This is a genomic window from Lysobacter sp. 05T417, assembly GCF_056396405.1.
On sequence record NZ_JBFTLK010000001.1, the window covers coordinates 560843 to 583683 of the forward strand.

The 22841-nt window shown below is 67.1% G+C and carries 14 protein-coding genes; 7 read left to right on the forward strand and 7 right to left on the reverse strand.

Annotated features, from left to right (window positions below; all coding sequences use genetic code 11):
* The first annotated feature begins 44 nt into the window (after positions 1–44).
* A complete protein-coding gene (locus tag AC1DER_RS02535; protein WP_477244207.1) occupies positions 45–998 on the forward strand; it encodes a patatin-like phospholipase family protein in 954 nt (317 codons plus the stop codon).
* A gap of 220 nt (positions 999–1218) precedes the next feature.
* On the opposite strand, the gene AC1DER_RS02540 is transcribed toward AC1DER_RS02535, so the two are convergent.
* Complete coding sequence (locus AC1DER_RS02540; protein WP_477244174.1) at positions 1219–2775, reverse strand: fumarate hydratase; 1557 nt, start codon at positions 2773–2775, stop codon at positions 1219–1221.
* A 177-nt stretch (positions 2776–2952) separates the two neighbouring features.
* On the opposite strand from AC1DER_RS02540, the gene AC1DER_RS02545 reads away from it, so the two are divergent.
* From AC1DER_RS02545 to AC1DER_RS02565, 5 genes are read left to right on the forward strand one after another with little or no spacing between them, the layout of a single operon-like run.
* Entirely contained in the window at positions 2953–3792 is an 840-nt protein-coding gene (locus AC1DER_RS02545; RefSeq protein ID WP_477244172.1) for a hypothetical protein, read from the forward strand.
* A 60-nt stretch (positions 3793–3852) separates the two neighbouring features.
* Positions 3853–4641: an exodeoxyribonuclease III gene (gene xth, locus AC1DER_RS02550; RefSeq protein WP_477244170.1), complete on the forward strand. Its 789-nt coding sequence runs from the start codon at positions 3853–3855 to the stop codon at positions 4639–4641.
* A 57-nt stretch (positions 4642–4698) separates the two neighbouring features.
* Positions 4699–6558, forward strand: a complete 1860-nt coding sequence (locus tag AC1DER_RS02555) for an ABC transporter ATP-binding protein (protein WP_441816084.1) — start codon at positions 4699–4701, stop codon at positions 6556–6558.
* Positions 6559–6611: 53 nt separating this feature from the next.
* Complete coding sequence (locus AC1DER_RS02560; protein ID WP_477244168.1) at positions 6612–7814, forward strand: PQQ-dependent sugar dehydrogenase; 1203 nt, start codon at positions 6612–6614, stop codon at positions 7812–7814.
* A gap of 50 nt (positions 7815–7864) precedes the next feature.
* The gene (locus AC1DER_RS02565) at positions 7865–8674 is read left to right on the forward strand and encodes a ferredoxin--NADP reductase (protein ID WP_477244166.1); all 810 of its coding nucleotides are present in this window, start codon (positions 7865–7867) and stop codon (positions 8672–8674) included.
* 20 nt (positions 8675–8694) lie between these two features.
* Here AC1DER_RS02565 and AC1DER_RS02570 read toward each other — a convergent pair whose 3' ends face one another.
* The 4 genes from AC1DER_RS02570 to AC1DER_RS02585 form a co-directional block, all read right to left on the reverse strand.
* Entirely contained in the window at positions 8695–9108 is a 414-nt protein-coding gene (locus AC1DER_RS02570; RefSeq protein ID WP_477244164.1) for a hypothetical protein, read from the reverse strand.
* A 4-nt stretch (positions 9109–9112) separates the two neighbouring features.
* On the reverse strand, positions 9113–9595 hold the full coding sequence (locus AC1DER_RS02575) for a glutathione peroxidase (RefSeq protein WP_441816080.1): 483 nt from the start codon (positions 9593–9595) through the stop codon (positions 9113–9115).
* Between the two features lie 199 nt (positions 9596–9794).
* Positions 9795–12113, reverse strand: coding sequence for a TonB-dependent receptor (locus AC1DER_RS02580; RefSeq protein ID WP_477357624.1), 2319 nt, complete (start codon positions 12111–12113; stop codon positions 9795–9797).
* Between the two features lie 265 nt (positions 12114–12378).
* Positions 12379–14484: an amidohydrolase family protein gene (locus tag AC1DER_RS02585; protein WP_477244160.1), complete on the reverse strand. Its 2106-nt coding sequence runs from the start codon at positions 14482–14484 to the stop codon at positions 12379–12381.
* Between the two features lie 175 nt (positions 14485–14659).
* Between AC1DER_RS02585 and AC1DER_RS02590 the strand changes: the two genes are divergently transcribed.
* Positions 14660–16870 (forward strand): M3 family metallopeptidase, encoded by a 2211-nt coding sequence (locus AC1DER_RS02590; RefSeq protein WP_477244158.1) that lies wholly within the window; start codon positions 14660–14662, stop codon positions 16868–16870.
* Positions 16871–16931: 61 nt separating this feature from the next.
* Here AC1DER_RS02590 and AC1DER_RS02595 read toward each other — a convergent pair whose 3' ends face one another.
* A complete protein-coding gene (locus AC1DER_RS02595) occupies positions 16932–18140 on the reverse strand; it encodes a glycerophosphodiester phosphodiesterase family protein (RefSeq protein ID WP_477244156.1) in 1209 nt (402 codons plus the stop codon).
* 81 nt (positions 18141–18221) lie between these two features.
* Entirely contained in the window at positions 18222–22757 is a 4536-nt protein-coding gene (locus AC1DER_RS02600) for a DEAD/DEAH box helicase (protein WP_477244154.1), read from the reverse strand.
* Between the last annotated feature and the right edge of the window lie 84 nt (positions 22758–22841).

Genomic DNA, 22841 nt, shown 5'->3' on the forward strand with positions numbered 1-22841 from the left:
CATCTTCGGCAGGGGTTGCAATGGCAGGAGACGTCACCGTGAAAATGCACCGCATCCTCTCACTCGATGGCGGCGGCATCCGTGGCCTGGTCAGCTGTGTCTGGCTGTCCGGCGTCGAGGATGCTCTCGTCCAGGCCGGCAAACGCGGCGGGCTGGTCGGCAACTTCGACCTGATCGCCGGCAGCTCGACCGGCGCGCTGATCGCCTGCGGGCTGGCGATGGGCCTGGGGCCCGGGCAAATGGCCGAGCTCTACCGGCAGCAGCGGCATGTGATCTTCCCGGGCATGGCGCAGCGACTGTGGTCGCGCGCGGGGCGACTGCTGAGCCAGGGCGTGTCCGCGCCACGCTACGACGGCAAAGGTCTGGAGAAGGTGCTGAAGAAGGTCTTCGGCACCACCACGCTGGGACAGGCGAAGAAACCGCTGTTGATCACCAGTTACGACACGATTTCGCGCACGCCGGTGGTGTTCAAGAGCTTCAAGCCCGAGCACGCCGACCTGCCGATGTGGGAAGTGTGCCGCGCATCGACGGCGGCGCCGACCTACTTCCCCGCCCACCCGATGGTGGTCGAGGGACGCAAGCGGGCGATGATCGATGGCGGCGTGGTGGCCAACAACCCGACCGCGTGCGCGATCGCCGAAGCGTTACGCAAGGACGCCCGCGTCGACAGCGCCCAGGACCTGGTGGTGCTGTCGGTCGGCAGCGGCGAGCGCAACCGGCCGATCGACCTGAAGTCCGCGCAGGAATGGGGCGCGATCGAATGGGCGATCCCGATCATCGACGTGCTGTTCGATGGCAACACCGACGCGGTCGACTACATCGCCCAGCACCTGGTCGGCGACGGCTATTTCCGCCTGCAGGCAGAACTGCTGACGGGGCTGGACGACCTGGACGACGTCAGCGACACCAACATCGCCGCGCTGGAGGCGATGGCGCAGGCGTATCTGCTGCGCGCCGAGACGCGCAAGAAGCTGGTGGAGCTGGTGGGGCGGTTGTAGCTCGCGCAGCGTCCATGGGTCCCGCCTTCGCGGGAATGACGACTTCCGGACGAAGACCGGGCAACGAATTGATGGAGCGTCGTCCACCGCGACGGGGATTGCGTAGCAGCGGGACATGGATGTCCCGCGCCCGGCATAAAGACAGGAGGTCGTCTGCCGGGCGCAGCAATCCCCGGCGTGGTGGACGGCGCCGTTCCGAAGGCAAGGCGGGCCGAACCGATTACTCCACTACTACCGGGATCTTGCCGATTCTCGCCTGCCACTCGCGCGGGCCGGTCTTGTGCACCGACTCGCCGGTGGAGTCGACGGCCACGGTCACTGGCATGTCTTCCACCTGGAACTCGTAGATCGCCTCCATGCCCAGGTCGGCGAAGCCGACCACGCGCGCAGCCTTGATCGCCTTCGACACCAGATAGGCAGCGCCGCCGACCGCCATCAGATAGGCCGAACCGTGCTTGCGGATCGCCTCAATGGCCGTCGGACCGCGCTCGGCCTTGCCGACCATGCCGAGCAGACCGGTCTGGCTGAGCACCTGCTCGGTGAACTTGTCCATGCGCGTGGCCGTGGTCGGGCCGGCCGGGCCGACGACCTCATCGCGCACCGGATCGACCGGGCCGACGTAGTAGATGAAACGGCCCTTGAGATCGACCGGCAGCGACTCGCCCTTGTTGAGCATGTCGACCATGCGCTTGTGCGCGGCGTCGCGACCGGTCAGCAGCTTGCCGTTGAGCAGCAGCACTTCGCCGGGCTTCCAGCTGGCGACGTCTTCACGGGTGAGCGTGTCGAGATTGACCCGACGGCCCTTGGAAGCGTCGTACGTCAGCTCCGGCCAGTCGGCCAGCGACGGCGGATCGAGCATCACCGGGCCGCTGCCATCGAGCGTGAAATGGGCGTGGCGCGTGGCGGCGCAGTTCGGAATCAGCGCCACCGGCAGGTTGGCCGCGTGGGTCGGATAATCCCTGACCTTGATGTCGAGCACGGTGGTCAGGCCGCCCAGGCCCTGCGCGCCGATGCCGAGCGCGTTGACCTTCTCGAACAGTTCCAGGCGCAGCTCCTCGGCGCGATTGGACGCACCGCGCTGCTGCAGCTCGGTGATGTCGATCGGTTCCATCAGCGCTTCCTTCGCCAGCAGCATCGCCTTCTCGGCGGTGCCGCCGATGCCGATGCCGAGCATGCCCGGCGGGCACCAGCCCGCGCCCATCGTCGGCACGGTCTTGAGCACCCAGTCGACGATCGAGTCGGAGGGGTTGAGCATCGCGAACTTCGACTTGGCTTCCGAGCCGCCGCCCTTGGCGGCGACGATCACATCGACCGTATTGCCCGGCACAACCTTGACGTTGACCACGCCCGGCGTGTTGTCCTTTGTGTTGGTGCGCTTGCCCGCTGGATCGGCCAATACCGACGCGCGCAGCTTGTTGTCGGGGTGGTTGTAGGCGCGGCGCACGCCCTCTTGGACCATGTCCTCCACGCCCATGGTGGCGTCGTCCCAGCGCACGTTCATGCCGATCTCGAGGAACACGGTGACGATGCCGGTGTCCTGGCAGATCGGACGGTGGCCTTCAGCGCACATGCGCGAGTTGATCAGGATCTGGGCGATGGCATCGCGCGCGGCCGGCGACTCTTCGCGCTCGTAGGCGGCGGCGAGGTTCCTGATGTAGTCGACCGGGTGGTAGTAGCTGATGTACTGCAGGGCATCGGCCACGGACTGGATCAGGTCTTCCTGGCGGATGGAGGCTGGCGTGGTCGAGCTGGACTTCGGGCTTGCGGCGTTGCTCACGGCGGGCATCGAGGCTGGCGGGCGGGGCCATATTTTAGCCCGTATCTGACTGCGGGTCCGGGCCGTTTGCCTGGACACGGCATCTTCACATTTCCCGCACAGGCGAAGATGGAACGTTACATAAAGTAAACATCTGCCCGGTCAACCCGGCCGGGACGCCATCCTGAGGGGGTTCGCATGTCGTCGTCGCAACGTCACCGCGCGGCTGTGGGTCGCGTCCTGTTGCCCGCTGTCTTCCTCTCGGCACTGTCCTTCCCGGCCCTGGCCGTGCAGCCGCTGGACACATTCAGCATCCGCGTCGCCGGTTACATCAGCAAATTCGACACCCAGCTGCGCGCCGACGGCGAGACCGTGCGGGGCTCCGATGTCGATCTCGATCGCGACCTGGGCCTGGACGGCGACAGCACGATCGGCCTGATCTCCGCGAGCTGGCGGCCGTTCGAAGACCACGAGTTCGGCATCTCCTACTACCAGGACAGTTTCGACTCGCGCCGCACTCTCAACCGCGACATCAACTTCGATGGCGCGACCTACCCGGCATCTGCAACCGTTCGCAGCGAGTACAACCTCGATGCCTACGAGCTCAACTACAACTGGTGGGCAGCCAACAACGACACCTGGGCACTGGGCCCGCGCCTGGGCCTGATCTGGTACAAGGTCGAACTGGACTTGAGCCTGGTGGTCGATGCCGGCGGCAATCAGGGCGGGGCGGATTTCGATCGGCAGGTCTCTGCCGACATCCCCGCACCGACGATTGGCGGCAGCTGGCGCTGGACACCTGCGGAAGATTGGCGCCTGTACGCCGAAGCGGGCTACTTCAAGGCCAACATCAACGACATCGATGCCGATGTCACCTTCGCCCGCGGCGGCGTCGAGTGGTACCCGTGGGAGAGCTTCGGTTTCATGCTCGACTACACCTACAACAACATCGACGCCGACGCCGATGCCAACCGTTTCAATGGCCATCTCGAGTTCAAGGACAGCGGCATCCGCCTGGGCGGCGTGTACCGTTTCTGAGCCGATGTCCGTGGGAACCGGTTCGCCGGTTCCCACGCGAGCGCCGCACCGGGCCCGCGCGTGAAGATCGCCACGTTCAACGTCAACGGCATCAACACCCGCCTGGAATCAGTGCTGGCATGGCTGCGCGAGGACGCGCCCGATGTCGCCTGCCTGCAGGAACTGAAGGCCGCCAATGAACAGTTCCCGCGCAAGGCCCTCGCCGAGGCCGGCTATGGCGCGATCTGGCACGGCCAGAAGGCCTGGAACGGCGTGGCCATCCTGGCCCGCGACAGCGACCCGATCGAGATCCAGCGCGGTCTCCCTGGCGACCCCGATCCCAGCCAGAGCCGCTATCTCGAAGCGGCGGTGAACGGAATGGTCATCGCTTGCCTGTACCTGCCCAACGGCAATCCGCAGCCCGGCCCCAAGTTCGACTACAAACTGGCCTGGTTCGACCGCCTGATCGAACGCGCACAACAACTGCACGACTGCGGCCAGCCCGTCGTGATCGCCGGCGACTTCAACGTCGTGCCGACCGATGCGGACATCTACGACCCAAAATCGTGGCGCAAGGATGCCCTGCTCCAGCCGCAAAGCCGCGAGCGCTACGAGCGCCTGCTCGCGCAGGGCTGGACGGACAGCCTGCGCGAACTGTTCGGCGAGGAGCGCGTGTATACGTTCTGGGATTACTTCCGCCAGCACTGGCAGCGCGATGCGGGACTGCGCATCGACCATCTCCTGCTCAACCCGGTGCTCGCGCCAAGCCTGAGCGAAGCCGGCGTGGATCGCTGGGTACGCGGCTCGGAACGGGCCAGCGATCATGCCCCGGCCTGGGTCGAACTCGATCTTCCCCTCGCTTCCGCATGACGGCCGCAACATCACCATGACGTCGGCTGCCGCCGTTGTGCCCTATCCTGCCAACCCATGCCCGCCGACACCGCCGCACCCGCCAAGCCAAGCCTGCGCGAACGATTCGACGCGTTGCGCAACCTGCCGCCATTCCTGCGGCAGATCTGGGCGACCAGCCCCTGGCTGACGCTGACCACGCTGGGCCTGCGGATCGTCCGCGCGTTCCTGCCCATCGCCACGCTGTATGTCGGCAAGCTGATCATCGACGAAGCCGTGCGCCTGGTCGCGGCCGGCGCCAACTTCGAGTCGATCGGTGCGGCCTGGCACAGCGGCCAGCTGGACACGCTGTCGTCGCTGCTGCTGCTCGAGTTCGCGCTGGCGATCGGCTCGGACCTGCTCGGGCGCCTGATCAGCTACGGCGACTCGCTGCTGTCGGAACTGTTCACCAACGCCACCAGCGTGCGCCTGATGGAGCACGCGGCCACGCTCGACCTGGAGGACTTCGAAGACCCGGACCTGCAGGACAAGCTCGACCGCGCGCGCCGCCAGACCATGGGGCGGATGAACCTGATGAGCCAGCTGTTCGGCCAGGTGCAGGATGCGATCACCGTGATCAGCTTCGCTGCCGGCCTGCTGGTCTATGCGCCATGGCTGATCGTGCTGCTCGCCGTGGCGCTGGTGCCCTCGTTCGTCGGCGAGGCGCACTTCAACGCGCTGGGCTATTCGCTCAACTTCGCCTGGACGCCCGAACGCCGCCAGCTGGAATACGTGCGCCAGATGGGCGCGAGCGTGGAGACGGCCAAGGAGGTGAAGATCTTCAACCTCCACCGTTACCTGATCGCCAAGTACCGCGAACTGGCCGACGGATTCTTCCGCGCCAACCGCGCCCTCGCCCGCCGCCGCGCCGCCTGGGGTGCGCTGCTGGCCGCGCTGGGCACGATGGGCTATTACGTCGCCTACGCCTACATCGCCTGGCGCACCGTGCGCGGCGATTTCAGCATCGGCGACCTGACCTTCCTGGCCGGCAGTTTCCGCCGCTTGCGGCAGTTGCTCGAAGGCCTGCTGGTCGGCTTCTCGCAGGTGGCCGGACAGGCGCTGTACCTGGATGACCTGTTCTCGTTCTTCGAGATCACGCCCGAGATCGTCTCGCCGGCCAATGCGTTGCCGATACCGCGGCCGATCGCGCGCGGCTTCGTGTTCGAGAACGTCGGCTTCCGCTATCCCGATGCGGAAAAGTGGGCGCTGCGCGGTCTCGACTTCGAACTGCGCGCCGGCGAAGTGCTGGCCCTGGTCGGCGAGAACGGCGCCGGCAAGACCACCCTGGTCAAGCTGCTTGCGCGCCTGTACGACCCGGACGAAGGCCGCATCACCCTGGACGGTCGCGACCTTCGCGACTACGACCTGGACGACCTGCGCGGCAACGTCGGCGTGATCTTCCAGGACTTCGTCCGCTACCACCTCACCGCCGGCGAGAACATCGGCGTTGGCCAGATCGACGCGATGGCCGACAGCGCGCGCATCCGCGAGGCGGCCCGGCGCGCGGCGGCCGACGAGGTGATCGAGGCATTGCCCAACGGTTACGACCAGCTGGTTGGCCGCCGCTTCAAGACCGGCGTCGACCTGTCCGGCGGGCAGTGGCAGAAGATCGCCATCGCCCGAGCCTACATGCGCGATGCGCAGGTGATGATCCTCGACGAGCCGACCGCGGCGCTGGATGCGCGCAGCGAGTTCGAAGTGTTCCGGCGCTTCAAGGAACTCTCGCACGGCAAGACCGCGGTACTGATTTCGCACCGCTTCAGCAGCGTGCGCATGGCCGACCGCATCCTGGTGCTCGCGCAAGGCCGGCTCGAAGCCAGCGGCACCCACCAGGAACTGCTCGACCAGGGCGGCCGCTACGCCGAACTGTTTGAATTGCAGGCCGCCGGGTATCGTTGAGGCGGTCGGCTGTCACCATTCTTTTTACCCCTATTCGCTCCGGGAGACTGTCCATGCGCCACCACGTCCACTGCACCGCCCTCGCCTTTGCGCTGTCGCTCTCGCTTGCCGCATGCCAGGCCGACCAGGGTGCCGCCGCGAAGACGGACGCCGTGGCTGCCGCGACCCCGGCGCCCAAGGCGATGCCGACGCAGACCGTCGCCAGCCAGAGCGGCCAGGTGCGCGTGACCGAGATTGCCTCGGGCCTGTCGCACCCGTGGAGCGTGGCGCTGCTGCCCGACGGCGGCTTCCTGGTCACCGAGCGCCCGGGGCGGATGCGCCGGATCTCCGCGGACGGCGCGGTGTCTGCCCCCCTCGGGGGCGTGCCGGAGGTCTGGGCGCAGGGCCAGGGCGGCCTGCTCGACGTGGTGCTGGCCCCCGACTTCGCCAGCAGCAAGCGGATCTACTTCAGCTACGCCGAGCCCGGCGAGAACGGCACCGCCGGCACCGCTGCGGCCATGGCCACGCTGGGCGACACGGCGCTCACCGATGTGCGGCGCATCTATCAACAGCAGCCCAAGCTCGAGGGCCCGAATCACTTCGGCTCGCGCATCGCCTTCGACGGCAAGGGCCATGTGTTCATCACCCAGGGCGAACGCAACGACCGCCCGACCGCGCAGAAGCTCGACATGCTGCAGGGCAAGGTGGTGCGCCTGAACCTCGACGGCAGCGTGCCCAGCGACAATCCCTTCGTCGGCCGCAAGGACGCTCGCCCGGAGATCTGGAGCTACGGCCATCGCAACATGCAGTCGCTGGCGACCGATCCGCGCACCGGCACGGTGTGGGAGGCCGAGCACGGCCCGCGCGGCGGCGACGAGATCAACCGCCCCGAGGCGGGCAAGAACTACGGCTGGCCGATCATCACCCATGGCATCAACTACTCGGGCCTGAAGATTCCCGAGTCCGTCGGCACCTCGGCGCCGGGCATGGAGCAGCCCTACCACGTCTGGGAGAAGTCGCCGGGCCTGTCTGGCATGGCGTTCTACACCGGGCATGCCGGCTCGAAGTGGGACAACAGCCTGTTCCTGGGGGCACTGGCCGACAGCAGCCTGATCCGGCTCAGCCTCGACGGCGACACGATCACCGGCGAAGAGCGCCTGCTGAAGGAACTCAACTCGCGCATCCGCGACGTCCGGGTCGGCAGCGACGGCAAGGTCTATGTCCTCACCGACGAGGAGAACGGCAAGCTGCTGCGGCTGGATCCGCCGACGGGCTGAGGGACGCGATCGGCTACAATGCCGGCCGGTTCTACTCCCCAAGCACCGGCATGTCTTCCGCGTTTGGCACCGAAACGGTGCTGGATGTCCGTCACTGGACGGACGACTACTTCAGCTTCACCACCACCCGCGACGACGGGTTCCGCTTCGAGAACGGCCAGTTCGTGATGATCGGACTGGACGTACCGCAGGCGGACGGCTCGGTGCGGCCGCTGCTGCGCGCCTACTCGATCGCCAGCGCCAACTGGGAAGAGCAGCTGGAGTTCTTCAGCATCAAGGTGCCCAACGGCCCGCTGACCTCGCGGCTGAAGTCGATCCAGCCGGGCGACCAGGTGCTGATCGGGCGCAAGCCCACGGGCACCCTGCTGATCCATGACCTGCATCCCGGCCGCAATCTCTACCTGCTGGGCACCGGCACCGGCCTGGCGCCGTGGCTGGCGGTGATCAAGGACCCGGCCACCTACGAGCGCTTCGACCGGGTGATCCTCACCCACGGTGTCCGCAACGGGCACGACCTGGCCTACCGCGACTACTTCGTCAACGAACTGCCGCGCCATGAGTTCCTCGGCGAGCAGATCGCCGCCAAGCTCAAGTACTACCCGGCGGTGACGCGCGAGGCGTTCGACTTCGACGGCAACGACCACCGCGGCCGCCTGACCGATCTGTTCGACAGCGGCCGGATGATGCGGCACCTGGGCATCGAGGCGCTCGACCCCGAGCACGACCGCGCGATGATCTGCGGCAGCCCGCAGATGCTGGCCGACTTCCGCGGTATCCTCGATGGCCGTGGCTTCGCCGCGGCGCCGCGCATCGGCGTGCCAGGGCAGTATGTGTTCGAGCGGGCGTTCGTCGAGAAGTAGCGAGGCAACCGCGACAGCGATCAGGCCGTGATCGCTGCCCCGGTGCCGGTGCCGGCGCCGCGCAGCCAGCGCTCGGCTTCGACCTCGTTGGTGAATACCGCCGCGTCCACGCCGGCATCGCGCGCGTACAGCGCGCAGTACTCGACATCCTGCAAGCCGCGCGGCTTCACGTGCGCGATGCGGTAACGCCACAGTCGCGCGTATTCCATGGCGAGCACCAGCTCGAGCCATTCCAGTTCCTGCATGGCTTCGCCGCTGAGCTCGTCGACCAGCAGCACGCCGTTGCCCTGCGCCACTTCCAGCCGCGGCATGATTTCGCGCCAGTACGCGAGTGTGTTGTCGAGGTTTTCCTCGCCGCTTACATGCACGCGCAAACCGAAATCATGATCTTCGATTTCGACCTGCAACTCCGTCTGCAGAACCTGCCTGAGCATGGCATCACCCCAATGCGGCTTCGATGTCCTTCGCAATCGACTCTGGCTTGTCGGTCGGTGCGTATCGCTTGATCACCTGGCCATCCCGGCCGACCAGGAACTTGGTGAAATTCCACTTGATCCCCGCAAGGCCGAGGATGCCACCCTTTTCGTCCTTGAGCCACTTCCACAAGGGGTGGGCGCCGTCGCCGTTGACCTCGACCTTGGCGAACAGCGGGAAGGTCACGTCGTAGTTGAGCGAGCAGAAGTTGAGGATCTCGGCCTCGTCCCCGGGCTCCTGGTGGCCGAACTGGTCGCAGGGGAACCCGAGTACTTCCAGGCCGCGGCCGCCAAAGTCCCGGGAGAGCTTCTCCAGGCCGGTGTATTGCGGGGTAAACCCGCACTGGGAGGCAACGTTGACGATCAGCAGGACCTTGCCGCGGAACTCATCGAGCCGGCGCGGCTGGCCGTCGATGTCGGTGGCGCTGAAGTCGTAGGCGGTGGTCATGGGGGGTGACTCCGGAACTGTGGCCCCGAGCATAGCGCCCGGGCGGGACATCGGGAATCTGAAAACGTTGGCAAGGCGCCGGACACGGCCATGGGAGCGCTAGCCATCGCGCAGGCCGCCCTGCGGCCGGAAACGACAACGCCGGGACGGGCCCGGCGTTGTCGGTGTCACACGATCGCAGCAATCTCAGGCCAATGCCTCAGAAGCCGGCCTTGAACTCCACGCCAACCGTGCGCGGCTCGTTGATGAAGCCGGTGAGGTTGTTGAAGTCGATGCCGCCCACGACCTGCACTTCGTCGGTGATGTTGCGGCCGAACACGGCCAGGTCGTACTTGCCGTAATCCCACATGTAACCCAGGCGCAGGCCACCTTCGACCAGCGACTTGCCGGTGAACTCGACCGAGTCGTACAGGAAGAAGTTCACTTCGCTGCGATAGACCCAGTCGGTGTAGGCGTAGAACTCGCCACCGTTGTCCATCGGGATGCCCCAGCGCAGGGTCAGGTTGTGGTTCCACTTCGGCGCCTGCGGCAGGACGTTGCCGTCGATCAGTGCCTTGCCGTTGATGTCGAGCGGATCGGTCACGGTGCAGGCCGCGCACGGCGAGACCGCCAGGGTCGGGTCCTTGATCTCGGTGTCGTTGTAGCTGCTGCCCAGGGTCAGCAGCAGGTCGTCGGCCAGGTACGCCTGGAAGTCCATCTCGAAGCCCTGGCCGGTGCTCTTGTCGGCGTTGAGCAGGATGTTGGCGTTACCGGTCGAACCGCCCACGGCGGTGAGCTGCTGGTCCTTGATCTCGTAGTAGAAGACGCCGGCGTTGAGGCGCGCGCGCTTGTCCCACAGGTCGGCCTTGATGCCCGCCTCGTACGAGGTGGAGGTTTCCGGACCGGCGATCGACATGCCGTTGAACGCGCCCGCGGCCTGGATGCTGCTGCCGCGGTAGCCGGTGGCGACGCGGCCGTAGAGGTTCACGTCGTCGTTGATCTCGTAGGTGGCCGACAGGTCCCAGTTGAACTTCTTGTCGGAGGTCGACTCGTCCAGGTCGCCATCGGGCTCCATCGCCGCCAGCTGCGCGATGGTGCACTTGCCGCCGAGCACGCACGGAGCGAAGCCGGTCTGCCAGTACTCCTCGACGCCCAGGTCCTTGTCGTCCCAGGTGTAACGCACGCCGGCACGCAGCTGGAAGGCGTCATTGACGTCCCACGTGGTCGCCGCGAACACGGCCCACGAGTCGTTGGTCTGGTTGACGCGCTCGTAGCCGTCCTGGATGCCGCCGGCCAGCGAGTCGTAGCTGAAGCTTTCGACGTCGTAGTCTTCGTTGAAGTAGAACAGGCCGGCCTGCCAGTTCCATGCGCTGTCCAGGTCGGACTCGACGCGGAACTCCTGCGTCCACTGCGCGTGCGACGGAATGCCGTCGGCCGTTTCCGACGCGAACGGAATCACGCCCGGGCCCGACACCGGCAGGAACACTGCGCCGAAACCGCCGTCGATGTCGCCGCGGCTGTAGGTCTCGACCGACTCGTAGCCGGTGATCGAATACAGCTTGTAGTCGCCGATGTCCCAGGTCAGGCGCGCGCTGGCGCCCTGGCTGTCGAGCTCGGAGTGGTTGAGGCCGTCGAGCGAGACCTTGTCCTCGTCGAAACCGTCGACCAGGTCGTTGGTGCCCGGCTTGATGATGTTGGCGCGGAACAGACGCGCGGTGCCGTTGAGGTGACGGGCGTGGGCGTTGAGCAGCGCTTCGAAGGACTCGCCTTCGTAGAGGAACTGCACGCGGCCGGCCGATTCGTCATAGCCTTCGAAACCGTCGTTCGGACCCGGGTAGGTGTTCTCGACCCAGTCGTCGCGGCGCTGGAACAGCACCGAGGCGCGTCCCGACCAGTTCTCGCTGAGGCCGCCGCCGACGGCGCCCTCGAAGTTGACCATGTTGTCGCTGCCGATGCCGAGCTTGCCGTAGCCGCCGAAATCCTGCGACGGACGAACCGACTCGAACTTGACCACGCCGGCCGGGGTGTTGCGGCCGAACAGCGAACCCTGCGGGCCACGCAACACTTCGACGCGATCCAGGTCGAACACCGGGAAGCCCTTGAGGATCGGGTTTTCCTGGACGACTTCGTCATAGACCAGCGACACCGGCTGCGACGCGTTGAGGCGGAAGTCGGTGTTGCCGTAGCCGCGGATGTAGAAGCGCGGGAAGGCGCGACCAAACGAGGATTCGATGTTGAGGCTGGGCACGCGACCGGACAGGAAGCGCACGTCGTTGCCACCGGAACCCAGCACATCGAGCTGCTCGGCATTGAGCGTGGTGACCGACACCGGCACGTCCTGCAGGTTTTCGACCTTGCGCTGCGCGGTGACCTCGATGGTCTCCAGCGTCGTGGACTTGCCGCTGGCCGGCTGCGCGGTCTGCGCCGGTGCGGTGTCGGTCGGGGTCTGCGCATCCTGCGCGAAAGCGGCCTGGGCCGGCAGCATCAGGGCGATGGCGACGGTCAGGGCGTGGCGGGGAAGCTTGCGTGCAAGCGGCATGGAAGGCATTGAGCGGTCTCGATGGGTGGCGTCAAGGATGGGACGCCAAGGATTCGAAGGCCGACGCAGCGAACATGCCTCTCTCCGACATGCGCGATGCGGCGATACGTGGACTCAGGCCGTCCCCTGACGACCTCGGCGCGGACCCGTCCGCGCCACGGCGGCTGACATGACGGGCGGAATGTTACCAGACTGTTAAAGCGCCGTACCCGGGCGTACGCCTGAACCCCCACCCTGGCCGCAGGCGCGGCCAGGGTGGCATTGGTCAGCGCGCGGCGCTGACCTTCACCGCCGGCACGAACGGCTTGATCCCCAGCGCCTCGTGGATCTCGCTCGGGTAATAGGCGGTCGAGCCCTTGATCACCAGCGCCACATTGCGGATATCGGCGATGTTGGTGGTAGGATCGCCGTCGATCAGCACGATATCGGAGCGCTTGCCGGGGGTGACCGACCCCCGCTCCTTGAGCGTGCGGCTATAGGTCGCTCCGTTCCAGGTCGCCACCTGCAGGGCCTGCGACGGGGTCAGCCCGGCCTGGACATACAGCTCCAGCTCGCGCTGCAGGGTGAAGCCGACCATCTCGTCGGTGCCGGCCACCATCGGCACGCCGGCCTTGTAGGCGCGGCCGACGAACTCGACCATCTTGGCGTAGGAGCGGGTGTAGCGCGCCGCGGTGGCATCGTCGGGGATGTTCATCTCGGCGGCGCGACGGCCGCGCTGGATGTCCGGCGGCAGGTGGTCGGCGACGTCGGCCACGATCGGCGACATCTCGCCGTTGCGCTGGTGCAGGAACTCGAACGTGGCCAGGGTCGGGTCGATCACCACTTTCTTCGAAGCCAGCGTGGCGATGAAGTCCTGCACCGGCTTGCTGTCCAGGTCCAGGCCGTCGGTCTTTTCAGCCGGCAGGTAGAACCGCGCCAGCGTGCGCGTGTCGGTCTTGTCATCGACGAAGAAGTTCAGCATCAGCTGGTTGATGTGCTGGATCTCGTCGAAGCCGTCGTCCACCACGTCCTGCGCGCGCAGGAACGCCGGCACGTGGCCGCTGACGCGCATGCCCTTGGAGTGCGCGTACGCCACGGTGTCCTTGAGGATGTCCTTCGGGAACGAGTTGTAGATCTTGATTTGCGGGTAGCCGTGTTCGGCGTACCAGTCGACCGCCTTCTTCACATCGTCGAGGTTCTTGACCACGAAGCCGTTGCGCGCCGAGTACTTGCTCTCGCCTTCGATGAAACCGGCGGGCACCACGTCCGGCGACATCAGCGTGCCGGCCTTGATCTCGCCGAGCATCTGCTGGAGCGTGGCGTTGTCGTTGCCCATGTCGCGCACGGTGGTGACGCCTGCGGCGAGGTTGAGCCCGCCGTCCCAGCGGCCGACATGGGCATGCATGTCGAACAGGCCCGGCAGCAGCACCTTGCCGCCGGCGTCGATGATGTTGTCGGCCTTGACCTTGCCGCCCTTGCCGGTCGGCGTCACCGATACGATCGTGCCGTCCTTCACCAGCACGTCGCTGGCCGCACCCAGGCGTGCGTTTTCGCTGTCGAACACGCGCGCGTTGCGGATCAGGGTGGCGCCGGCGAGCGGATGGCCCAGGCGCTTGGCCAGGTCGACCAGCGCCTCGGCCTCGGCCAGCTTCTGTTGCGCCTCCAGGGCATTGGCGCCGCCCTGGCATCCGTCTTCGATCAGCTGCAGGAAGCCGGGGTAGATGTAGGCGAACAGGCGCGGGCTGGCGTCCGTGGTTGCCCAGGCGAACGTCGGCGTCAGGCCGACGCCGGTGACGGCGAGCAGTTGCACCGGACGCTGCGTGGCGCCGCACTGGACCTGGGCCTGCGCCACCTTGCGCGAAGTGAGCGTGCCGCTGGGGATCAGCGGCAGCTTGCCGTCGGCGCGCTTGGCCAGCGCGCCCATCGCCACCGAGAACCCGGCCGGCGAGCCGCCCAGCGGCGAGTACAGCGCGGTCCCCGAAACCTTCTGGCTGCCGTCGTCGGATTTCGACTTCCACTCGACCTGGTCGCCCTTGCGGCTGAAGCTCTCGTCGATGGCGGCGCCGAAGGTCGACGTGCCCTGGACCCGGTAGCGGGTATAGGTGCCGTCCGCGGCCAGGGTGTACTCCTCCTTCAGCTCCGGGCCACGGCCGTTGTCCTTGAAGATGAAGTCGACGGCGTAGCTGCCGTCGTCGCGGTGGGTCACGACCTGCTGGCCGGCCTGCTTGCCCCCGTCGACCAGGGCGACGTAGCGCAGCGTCTCGGCGGCCATGGCGGTGCTGGCCAGTCCGAGCAGGCCGACGCCCAGGAGCAGGCTGCCGGTGACGGCATGGTTGAATCGGCCGTGGTTGAATCCGGCGCGGGTCAGTGCGGCGCGGGTGCGGACGGTCATGGATTTTTCCCCTCGGTGATGGATCGCGCTGGTCGCCGGCTGGCCGGCGACCCTTGCCCGAAGTGTAGCCAGCCTGTGCCGGCGCGGGCCGTTCGTCCCCCCATGCCTTTCGTCAGGGGTCCAATTGCCCCCCATCGGGTAGGCTGCGGGCTCCCTTTGACGAGGTCTCCGTCCAATGAAGCACCCTCTCGCGCTGGCCCTGGCCGTGGCATTGAGCGCAACCGCCCCCACCTATGCCAAGACTCCCAAGGCAGATACGTCCGTGAGCGCGCCAACCCCGACGCCCAACAGCGTGAATCCGTTCTTCAGCGACTCCCCGCTGCCCCTGCATTACCCGCAGTTCGACAAGATCAAGGACGCCGACTTCGCGCCCGCCTTCGACGCCGGCATGGCCGAGCAGCTGAAGGAGATCGATGCGATCGCCAACAATGCAGCCAAGCCGACGTTCGACAACACCATCATCGCGATGGAGAAGTCGGGCCGCACGCTGACCCGCGCCACCACGGTGTTCTTCAACCTGGTCGGCACCGACACCAACGACACGCGCGAGAAGCTGCAGGCGACCTACGCGCCGAAGTTCTCCGCGCACCGTGACGCGATCAACCTCAACGCCAAGCTCTTTGCCCGCGTGAAGGCGCTGTACGACACGCGCACCACGCTCGGCCTCGACGCCCAGGGCGTGCGCCTGATCGAGCGCTACTACACCGACTTCGTCCGCTCCGGCGCCAACCTGTCGGAAGCCGACAAGACCCGCACCAAGGCGATCAACGCCGAGCTGGCCGCGCTGGGCACCAAGTTCAGCCAGAACGTGCTGGCCGAAGTGAATGCTTCGGCGATTGTTGTAGACACCAAGGCTGAACTCGACGGCCTGACCGACGAGCAGATCGCCACCGCCGCCGAAGCGGCCAAGGCGCGCAAGCTCGACGGCAAGTACGTCATCGCCCTGCTCAACACCACCGGCCAGCCGCCGGAGGCGTCGCTGACCAACCGCGCCGTGCGCGAGCGCCTGCACAAGGCCTCGATCGCCCGCGGCAGCCGCGGCAACGAGTACGACAACACCGCCATCGTCTCCCAGGTCACCAAGCTGCGTGCCGAACGCGCCAAGATCATGGGTTACCCGAACTACGCAGCCTATGTGCTGGAAGACGAGACGGCCAAGTCGCCGGAAGCCGTCAACAGCATGCTCGGCCAGCTCGCCCCGGCTGCAGTCGCCAACGCCGAGCGCGAAGGCGCCGACCTGCAGGCGATGATCGACAAGGAACAAAAGGCCAAGGGCCAGCCGACCTTCAAGCTCGAACCGTGGGACTGGTCGTTCTACACCGAGAAGGTTCGCCAGGAGAAGTACGCGTTCGACGAGTCGCAGCTCAAGCCGTACTTCGAGATGAAGAACGTGCTGGAGAACGGCGTGTTCTTTGCTGCGGGCCAGCTGTACGGCCTGAAGTTCAAGGAGCGCACCGACCTGCCCAAGTACCACGCCGACACCTTCGTGTACGACGTGTTCAACGAGGACGGCACGCAGCTGGCGATCTTCATCTTCGATCCGTACGCGCGCGACTCCAAGCGCGGCGGTGCGTGGATGAACTCCTACGTCGACCAGTCCGGCCTGACCGGTTTCAAGCCGGTGGTGGCCAACCACCTCAACATCCCCAAGCCGTCGGAAGGCAAGCCGACGCTGATGACCTGGGATGAGGTGACCACGGCGTTCCACGAGTTCGGTCATGCGCTGCACGGCATGTTCTCGAATGTCGAGTACCCCTACTTCTCCGGCACCAGCGTGCCTCGCGACTTCGTCGAGTACCCCTCGCAGGTCAACGAGATGTGGGCTGACTGGCCGGCGATCCTGGCCAACTACGCCAAGCACTACCAGACGGGCGCGGCGATGCCGAAGGAGCTGTTGGACAAGGTGCTGGCCAGCTCGAAGTTCAACCAGGGCTTCGCCACCACCGAGTACCTGGGTTCGGCGATGCTCGACCAGAACTGGCACCAGGCGACGGCCTCGCAGCTGCCTGCAGCCAACGGCGTGATGGGCTTTGAAGCCGCCGCGCTGAAGAAGGACGGCGTCAACTTCTACGCGGTGCCGCCGCGTTACCGCACGCCGTACTTCAGCCACATCATGGGTGGCTACGCCGCCGGCTACTACGCTTACATCTGGTCGGAAGTGCTGGACGCGAACTCGGTTGAATGGTTCAAGCAGAACGGTGGACTGACCCGCAAGAACGGCGACCATTTCCGCCAGTCGCTGCTGTCGCAGGGCGGCAGCGTCGATGCGCTGCAGCTGTTCCGCAACTTCGCCGGCCACGATCCGAAGATCGAGCCGCTGCTGGAGAAGCGTGGCCTGACCGCCACCTCGGGCTCCGAGGCGACCGGCAAGGCAGCCAAGAAGTAAGTCGCTTCAGGGCGATGGATTGACGAAACCGCCCGGGGAGACCCGGGCGGTTTTCTTTGCGTCAGCGTTCGGGATCGACGCGACTGAGTTCGAGGAAAAGGTCCCGCGCCAGCACGCCCTGGTCCGGTTGGTCGATGAAGAAGCCCTGCGCGCCCAGGCCGTACAGCTGCATTGCCTCGGCGACAACGGACTGGGTGATGCCGCCCTGGGTCTGCGCGAGGAACGTTTCCTCGGCGCGCAGCGTGTACGGATGCACCTGCAATCCGGCCTTCAGCGCCCAGCCCAGCATCGGATGGACCAGGCCGGCGCCCTGCCCGGCCAGTTCGGCCTTGCCGTCGCCGTTGCCGTCGCGCGGCGGTGCGAGCGGCTGGCGCGGTAGCAGGCTGCCTTTCCACGGGCCTACGCCGCTGGCGTAGTTGGCCTTCATCCATTGCAGTACGGATTCGGTCGCAAATGCGCCGTACCGTGTCGTTGCAGTCAAACCGCCTTCGACCTTGCCTGACAAGCCGGCGTACAGCGCTGCCAGGTCGGCGCCGTGGGTGGTGTTGTAGACCACGTCATAGGGTCTGGCTTCATTGAGGTCGTCATACAGCTGCACCAGCGGCACGTCGATGCCCGCGGCTGGCATCAGCTTCTTCTTCAGTTCGATCAGGTTCTCGAACTCGAAGCTCTGCACGTAGATCCGCGACGGATCGGTAAACCCTTCCGCCACCAGCGTCTCGACCAGTTTCGCGCCGAGCGAGATGCCGATGGGGCGGCCATCGAGTCGCCGTCCCTCCCGCGCGAAGTAGGTCGGGTGCTTGGTCTCGGGATAAATGCCGACCTTGCGGCCGTTGCGAGCCTCGCGCTTCACCAGTGCGATCACTTCGGCCAGGGTCGGGATCGTGTACGTGCCGTCGAAACGGGTGTTGTCGGGCCGGATCGCCGGGATCCGCTCCTTCGCCCGCAGGGTCTTCAGTTCGGCAAGGGTGAAGTCCTCGGTAAACCAGCCGGTCTGGGCGATGCCGTCGATCGTCTTGGTGGTGCGGCGGCTGGCGAATTCCGGATGCGTCGCGACGTCGGTGGTGCCTGAGATCTCGTTCTCGTGGCGGGCGACGAGGACGCCATCGCGGGTCGCGACCAGGTCCGGCTCGATGAAGTCGGCGCCCTGGCGGATCGCCAGGCGGTAGGACTCCAGTGTGTGCTCCGGGCGATAGCCGCTGGCACCGCGATGGCCGATCACGATGAGGCCCTGGTGGTCGGGTTGGCGGTGGCGGTCGGGGGCGCTCACAGTGCGAGCATCATCCGCGGCAGGCTGCTTGGCAATCGCGGTGGCGCAGGCGGTTCCGACCAGGAGCAGCGCGTCACCCGCTCAGGGCGTGACTGCCGTCGCAGCGAACGTGGAGTCCGGTTCGCGCAGCAGTGCCTTGCGCACGACGCGGGCGTCGTCCGGTTCCAGTTCGGCCAGTATTTCGACTTCGCCCGAGACGAGGGTCGCCACGGCAACGCCGTCGCGGAAGGCGATCCGCGCACCGGCCAGGCGCGGCACCTTGTTGCCGGTGAGCACGGTGCCGAGCAGGTTAAGCGGATCGACCGCCGACACGCAGATCAGGGCGCCATCGTGCGGCCGCTGCCGGACCTGGCGCATCAGCCCGATCGCCTCGGGCAGCGCGAACTGTTCGCCCGACAGGCCGGCGATGAAGCGGCCGCCGCGGATCTCTCCGCGCGCTTCGAGGCGGTGGTAGACGCGCACCAGTTCGCGCCACGGCGGAAGCCACGACGCCTCGCGCTCCAACATGCGCCAGCAGACCACGCCATGGCGCCGTAGCAGCACCCGCGCGATGTGCTCGACGTCCTCCGGTTCGCGCTTCTCGTTGGCGCTCTCCGGTGCGCGCTTGATCAATGCCCAGCGACCGGCATCCTCGATGCCGAACAGTGCCGCGCGGCGGCGGCGTCCGGGATGCGCGCCCGGCCGCTTCGATGCCGGCACCAGCAACGCGCGCAGGCCGGCGTAGCTGTCGCAGTGGATGCGTCCGCGCGCGACCAGTTCGGCCAGCGCGTCTTCCAGCTCGGTGCGCAGCAGGTGCGCGCCGGTGACCAGTTCGTCGAAGAACGAAGCGCCGTGCCCGGCCAGATGGTCGAGGACGCGCTGGGCGCGGCTGGAGAGGGCTTCGTCGGCACCCAGCGGCGGCGCAAGCCGCGTCCAGGCCGCGGCGTCGCGGCGTGGCAGCAGCACGATCGGCGTGCTGCGAACTGGCGTGCTGCCGCGCGCGGCGTTGGCTTCGTTGCTGCCGGCACGCAGGCGCGTCCACTGCGTCCGTCCTGACGTGCACAGGTCGTCCAGCCACGAAATCGAATAATCGCTGACTCGCGCGGGAAGCAGTTCCGACTCCCACGCCGATGCCGGCGCCTCGTAACCCTCCAGTTGCGACAGCACACCGGCCAGTGCTTCGGGCCCCTGGACGCGGGCGGAGGGCCCCACGCGCTGCCAGTCGAAGGCGAAGCGCATGAAGTCTCGCGGCGCCAGCGGTTCGATCTCGCGACGCAGGCGCCGCAACGTGTAGCGGTGGATGCGTGCCAGCAGGTGCCGCTCGCACCATTCGTCCGCATCGATGCCGGGGGTGAAGCGGCCCTGCATCACGTAGCCTTCGCTCTGCAGGCGCAGCAGTGTCTGCTCGATATCGGTCCGCGGCAGCGACAGCTCGTCGGCGAGCACCTGCGCCGGCGTGGGGCCGAGGCCGGTCAGGCGCGAACGCAGCAGTTCCACCAGCGCTTCCTCGCGCGTCCACGGCTGTTGCATGAATTCGGCGGGGGCTTCGATGCGCGGCTGCAGCTCGGCTTCCGGATAGATGGCCTGGAGCTGCGGAAGCCGTTCGGCCGCGCACCACAGACCGGTGCCTTCGACGATCACCGCCACGCCCGCTCTCACCGCAACGCCGCTCGCGGCGCCGGGGCTCTGGATCGTGGTGGCGCGATGATCCTTCGCCAGTCGCGTCAGCCAGTCGGCCCAGCCGTTCTCGCGGACCTCCCGCGCGGTCACCACGCCCAGGCCCATCAGCGCCTCGTGCATCTCGTCGACGCTGCGCACCTGCGGCCAGGCCTCTTCGCGCACGGCCTCGATGGCCGACGCATCGAGTCGGCCGAGGTCGTCGGCACTTTGCGCGTCGGCATAGCGGCGCGTCTGCACGGCCTGGGTGCGACGCTCCTCCAGCGGCGCGTCATCGAGGAAGGAGTACGGGCGGGCATTGAGCACTTCCGCCGCAAATGGCGACGGCGCGCTCAGGTCGCGCGCGACGATCCTGACCTCGCCCGCTTCCATCGCCCGCAGCAGGCGCAGCCAGCCTTCGACATCCATGGCCTCGTGCAGGCAGTCGTCCAGCGTTTGTGCGACCAGGGGATGGTCGGGCACTTCGCGCTCGCCGACGAGGTTCTCGGCACAGGCGACCTGGTCGGGGAATACGGTGGCGAGCAGATCCTCGGACTTCATTCGTTGCAACTGCGGCGGCACTTTCTTGCCGCCGACGAAACGCGGCAACGCCAGCGCCGTCGTCGCCGCCCAACGCCAGCGCACGCCGAACATCGGTGCATCGAGCAATGCCTGGATCAGCACGTGCTCGGCCGACGAGGAATGCAGGTAGCGCGAGACTTCCTCCAGCGGGAAGCTGTGGCTGGTCGACAGCGACAGCACGATGGCATCTTCGGTGGCGGCCGCCTGAAGTTCGAAGTTGAACTGCCTGCAGAAGCGTTTGCGAAGGGCCAGGCCCCAGGCACGGTTGATGCGGCTGCCGTAGGGCGTGTGGATCACCAGCTGGGTGCCGCCGCTCTCGTCGAAGAAGCGTTCCAGCACCAGGGTGTGCTGGCTGGGCATCGCGCCGAGCGCGGCATGTGTGCTGGCGAGGTACTCGCTGATCTGTTGCGCGGCGGCGACAGGCAAGCCGAGATCGTCATGAAGCCACGACTCGCTGGCCGCATGTGTGTGCGGCAAGGCGCGGTCTGCGTCGAGTTCCTGATCGCTGCGGAGAACACCATCGTCCAGTCGCGATGCCACTTCCTCGCGCAGGCGCGAGACCGCATACGACAACTCGTCGGTGCGACCGGGCGCTTCGCCCAGCCAGAACGGGATGCTAGGCGGCGCGCCCTGGGCATCCTCGACCCGTACCTTGCCGGGCTCCACGCGCAGGATGCGGTAGCTGGCATTGCCCAGCTGGAAGATGTCGCCAGCAAGGCTCTCGATGGCGAAGTCTTCGTTGACCGTGCCAATGAACAGCGACTCCGGCTCCACTATCACCGAGTAGTCGGCCGTGTCGGGAATGGTGCCGCCAGACATCAGCGCGGTCATGCGCCCGCCCTTGCGGCCGCGCAGTTTGCGGTTGACCGCATCGCGGTGCAGGTAGCCGGCGCGGATGCCACGACGCGTGGTGAAGCCGTCGGCGAGCATGCGCACCACGGCGTCGAAATCCTCGCGCTTGAGCCTCGCGTACGGCGATGCGCGCCGAACCCAGTCGTACAGCGCGTCCTCGTCCCATTCGCGGCACGACACTTCGGCGACGATCTGCTGCGCCAGCACGTCCAGCGGCGCATCGGGCATCACCAGGGCGTCGAGTTCGCCGCGGCGCACGCTGTCGAGCAACGCCGCACATTCGACCAGCTCGTCGCGCGTCTGCGGGAACAACCGGCCCTTCGGCACGCCGCCGACGTGGTGGCCCGAGCGGCCGACGCGCTGCAGGAACGCGGCAATCGATCGCGGAGAACCGAGCTGACAGACCAGGTCGACGTCGCCGATGTCGATGCCAAGCTCCAGCGAGGCGGTCGCCACCAGCACCCGCAGCTCGCCGCGCTTGAGCCTCTGCTCGGCCTCAAGGCGCAGCTCCTTGGCCAGGCTGCCATGGTGCGCGGCGACGACGTCCTTGCCCAGTCGCTCGCCCAGATGCCGCGCGGCGCGCTCGGCCATGCGCCGCGTGTTGACGAACACCAGCGTGGTGCGGTGCTGCTCGACCAGGTCGGCCAGGCGTGCGTAGACCTGGTCCCACTGGTCGTGCGACATCACCGCGCTCAGCGGTGTCGGCGGCAGCTCCAGGGCGAGGTCGCGTTCGCGGGTGTAGCCGATGTCGACGATGGTGCAGCCCGGCCCATCGCCGCTCAACCCATCTAACCCATCCCCTTCTAACCCATCCCCTCCCAACCCTCCCCTTGAAGGGGAGGGCTCAGGCGCGCCAGCGCCGACCAGGAAACGTGCGACGTCTTCGATGGGTTTCTGCGTTGCCGACAGGCCGATGCGGGTGAGGCCATGGCCGGCCAGTGCCTCCAGCCGCTCCAGCGACAGCGCCAGGTGGCTGCCGCGCTTGCTTGCGGCCACGGCGTGGATTTCGTCGACGATCACCGTGCGCACGCTGGCCAGCATCGCGCGGCCGGACTCGGAACCGAGCAGCACGTACAGCGACTCGGGCGTGGTGACGAGGATGTGCGGCGGCTTGCGCCGGGTCAGCGCGCGCTCGGCCTGCGGGGTGTCGCCGGTGCGCACCGCCGTGCGGATCTCGACGTCGGGCAGGCCCATCGCCTGCAACTGCGCGCGGATGCCGGCCAGAGGCGCCTCGAGGTTGATGCGGATGTCGTTCGACAGCGCCTTCAGCGGCGAGATGTATACGACCACGGTTTCGTCGGGCAATGCCGCGACCGCTTCGTTGCCGAACAGGCCGCTGCCCTCGGCATTGGCCAGGCCCTGTCGCACCAGCCCGTCGATCGCGGTCATGAAGGCGGTCAGGGTTTTGCCTGAACCGGTCGGTGCGGCGACCAGGGTGTTGCGCCCGCTGCGGATGGCCGGCCACGCCTGTACCTGCGCCGGCGTGGGCGCAGGGAACGACCTGGCGAACCAGGCGGCTACGGCGGGATGAAAGGCATCCAGTGGCATGTCGGGATCGTGTCGCAGCGCTGTCTCAGCCCATGAGACGACGTTCAGGTTGGCGGCCAGATGGCGGCCAGATGGCGGCCTGGA

Bases quoted from the DNA above. Each gene is read 5' to 3' on its own strand.
- AC1DER_RS02575 (WP_441816080.1), bottom strand. From the start codon at position 9,595: ATGACCACCGCCTACGACTTCAGCGCCACCGACATCGACGGCCAGCCG.
- AC1DER_RS02565 (WP_477244166.1), top strand. From the start codon at position 7,865: ATGTCTTCCGCGTTTGGCACCGAAACGGTGCTGGATGTCCGTCACTGG.
- AC1DER_RS02545 (WP_477244172.1), top strand. From the start codon at position 2,953: ATGTCGTCGTCGCAACGTCACCGCGCGGCTGTGGGTCGCGTCCTGTTG.
- AC1DER_RS02555 (WP_441816084.1), top strand. From the start codon at position 4,699: ATGCCCGCCGACACCGCCGCACCCGCCAAGCCAAGCCTGCGCGAACGA.
- AC1DER_RS02600 (WP_477244154.1), bottom strand. From the start codon at position 22,757: ATGCCACTGGATGCCTTTCATCCCGCCGTAGCCGCCTGGTTCGCCAGG.
- AC1DER_RS02570 (WP_477244164.1), bottom strand. From the start codon at position 9,108: ATGCTCAGGCAGGTTCTGCAGACGGAGTTGCAGGTCGAAATCGAAGAT.
- AC1DER_RS02585 (WP_477244160.1), bottom strand. From the start codon at position 14,484: ATGACCGTCCGCACCCGCGCCGCACTGACCCGCGCCGGATTCAACCAC.
- AC1DER_RS02535 (WP_477244207.1), top strand. From the start codon at position 45: ATGCACCGCATCCTCTCACTCGATGGCGGCGGCATCCGTGGCCTGGTC.
- AC1DER_RS02560 (WP_477244168.1), top strand. From the start codon at position 6,612: ATGCGCCACCACGTCCACTGCACCGCCCTCGCCTTTGCGCTGTCGCTC.
- AC1DER_RS02590 (WP_477244158.1), top strand. From the start codon at position 14,660: ATGAAGCACCCTCTCGCGCTGGCCCTGGCCGTGGCATTGAGCGCAACC.
- AC1DER_RS02580 (WP_477357624.1), bottom strand. From the start codon at position 12,113: ATGCCGCTTGCACGCAAGCTTCCCCGCCACGCCCTGACCGTCGCCATC.